The organism is Nocardioides sp., assembly GCF_035697785.1.
Lineage (GTDB): Bacteria > Actinomycetota > Actinomycetes > Propionibacteriales > Nocardioidaceae > Nocardioides_B.
The window spans coordinates 1-2,660 of sequence record NZ_DASSCL010000087.1 but is presented as its reverse complement, the minus strand read 5'-3'; the positions used below and the strand labels follow the sequence as shown (position 1 = coordinate 2,660).

At 70.9% G+C, this 2,660-nt stretch carries 3 protein-coding genes; all 3 read right to left on the bottom strand.

Annotated features, from left to right (window positions below; genetic code table 11):
• A partial coding sequence (locus tag VFH10_RS08830) for a hypothetical protein (RefSeq protein ID WP_325127748.1) occupies positions 1-402 on the bottom strand: 402 nt, incomplete at its 3' end.
• A gap of 63 nt (positions 403-465) precedes the next feature.
• Positions 466-1,080 (bottom strand): GTP cyclohydrolase I FolE, encoded by a 615-nt coding sequence (folE, locus tag VFH10_RS08825; protein ID WP_325127747.1) that lies wholly within the window; start codon positions 1,078-1,080, stop codon positions 466-468.
• Positions 1,070-2,660 (bottom strand): ATP-dependent zinc metalloprotease FtsH (ftsH, locus tag VFH10_RS08820; RefSeq protein ID WP_325127746.1); only part of this gene is annotated, 1,591 nt, incomplete at its 5' end. The genes ftsH and folE, both read right to left, overlap by 11 nt.

Sequence of the window (2,660 nt, the reverse complement as noted above, 5' to 3'; positions counted from 1 at the left end):
GAACCGCGAGCCTTCCTTCGCGCGCGCGCGGGGGAAGGTAAAACGGCCGTCGTCGTCGGTCTGGACCGTCGCCAGCCGGGACCACGACCCCCCGTCCTGCCGCTCGAGGAAGACCGGTCGCTCGAAGTCGGAGGACGCCACGCCGGAGACCTTGAACCGCTCACCGGGCATCACTCCACCCGGCGGTACGTCGACCCGGGCCGAGACCCGGGCCGGGTCGGCCGTCGTGAGACCGTCGCCGATGGAGTACACGCCCGCGGCGGCGAGGATGACCACCACGGCGATGCCGAGGCCGCGCAGCCAGGCCGGCGCCTGACGCTCCGGAGGCTGCCGGTGGCGCGCCCGGCGCCCCCAACGCTCTGCGGGCGAGGGAGTCGGGGGGCGTTCGGTGGTCTCGGTCATGGAGTGCCCCATGGTACCGAGGCGCCGGTCACCCTCGAACCGCGCGAGGGCTCGCCGGGCGGGTCAGCGGGTGCCGCGTGTGATGAGGCTCATCGCCTCCTGGCGGGTGGCGGCGTTGTGCATGCTGCCCCGGATCGCAGACGTGAGCGTCTTCGCGCCCGGCTTCTTCACCCCGCGCATGGTCATGCACAGGTGCTCGGCCTCGATGACGACCAGGGCGCCTCGGGCCTCGAGGATGCTCATCAGGGCGTCCGCGATCTGGGTGGTGAGCCGCTCCTGGACCTGCGGCCGCTTCGCGTAGACGTCCACGAGCCGAGCCAGCTTGGACAGGCCGGTGATGCGTCCGTTCTCGTTGGGGATGTAGCCGATGTGGGCGACGCCCGTGAACGGGACGAGATGGTGCTCGCACATCGACCAGAGCTCGATGTCGCGCACCAGGATCATCTCGTCGTGCCCGGCGTCGAAGGTGGTGGTGAGCACCTCCTCCGCCGTACGACGCATGCCGGACAGCAGCTCGGCGTAGGCCCGCGCAACCCGGGCCGGGGTGTCGTGCAGCCCCTCACGGTCGGGGTCCTCCCCGATGGCGATCAGCAGCTCGCGGATCGCCGCCTGGGCCCGCTCGTGGTCGAAGTCAGGAATGTCGCGGCGCTCCTCCTGCGAGATCCGCTCAATCGACATCGGCCGCAACGCCCGGGTCGCCGTGCACGTCTCCGCCGCTGCCCGGCGGGGTCAGGATCACGCCGCCCTCGCTGCCGTTCGCCGCGGCCCGCTCCCTGACCGCCGCGGGTACGTCGACCGGGGGGATCGCGGACGGCGACCGCGTCGGTGAGCCGGTCCACGCGGGGCGGACCGGTCGACGCCGCAGCGGCTCGAAGATCTCGGCGACCTCCCCCTTGTCGAGCGTCTCCCGCTCGAGGAGCTCGATGACCAGGCGGTCCAGGACGTCGCGGTTCTCCTCGAGGATGTCGAAGGCCTCCTGGTGCGCGGAGCTGAGCAGGCGCTTGGTCTCCTCGTCGACGATCGCGGCGACGTCCTCGGAGTAGTTGCGGGTGTGGCCCAGGTCGCGGCCCAGGAACGGCTCGGAGTTGTCGTCGCCGAGCTTGATCGCCCCGAGCTTCTCGGTCATGCCGTACTGGGTGACCATCGCGCGGGCCAGCGCGGTGGCCTTGTCGATGTCGTTGCCGGCACCCGTGGTCGGGTCGTGGAACACCATCTCCTCGGCGGCGCGACCGCCCAGCATGTAGGCCAGCTTGTCGAGCATCTCCGAGCGCGTCTGGGAGTACTTGTCCTCGTCGGGCAGCACCATCGTGTAACCGAGGGCACGGCCGCGGGGCAGGATCGTCACCTTGTGCACCGGGTCGGTGCCCGGGAGCGCGGCGGCGACGAGCGCGTGGCCGCCCTCGTGGTAGGCCGTGATGAGCTTCTCCTTCTCGCTCATCAGGCGGGTGCGCTTCTGCGGGCCGGCGATGACCCGGTCGATCGCCTCGTCGAGCGCCTCGTCGTCGATCATTTTGCGGTCCTGCCGCGCGGTGAGCAGCGCGGCCTCGTTGAGCACGTTGGCCAGGTCGGCTCCGGTGAAGCCCGGCGTACGACGCGCGACGGACAGCAGGTCGACGTCCTGGGCCATCGGCTTGCCGCGGGAGTGCACCTCGAGGATCTTGTGCCGGCCGGCGAGGTCGGGCGCCTCGACGCCGATCTGCCGGTCGAAGCGGCCCGGCCGCAGCAGGGCGGGGTCGAGGATGTCCGGCCGGTTGGTCGCCGCGATCAGGATGACCCCGCCGCGGACGTCGAAGCCGTCCATCTCGACGAGCAGCTGGTTGAGCGTCTGCTCGCGCTCGTCGTGCCCGCCACCCATGCCGGCGCCGCGGTGTCGGCCGACGGCGTCGATCTCGTCGATGAACACGATCGCCGGGGCGTTCTCCTTGGCCTGCTCGAACAGGTCGCGGACCCGAGAGGCGCCGACCCCGACGAACATCTCGACGAAGTCGGAGCCGGAGATCGAGTAGAACGGCACGCCGGCCTCACCCGCGACCGCGCGGGCGAGCAGCGTCTTGCCGGTGCCGGGCGGACCGTAGAGCAGCACACCCTTGGGGATCTTGGCGCCCACGGCCTGGAACTTGGCGGGCTCCTGGAGGAACTCCTTGATCTCGCCGAGCTCCTCGATCGCCTCCTGGCAGCCGGCCACGTCGGCGAACGTGGTCTTGGGCATGTCCTTGCTGATCAGCTTGGCCTTGGACTTGGCGAACTGCATGACGCGG

Bases quoted from the DNA above. Each gene is read 5' to 3' on its own strand.
- folE (WP_325127747.1), bottom strand. From the start codon at position 1,080: ATGTCGATTGAGCGGATCTCGCAGGAGGAGCGCCGCGACATTCCTGAC.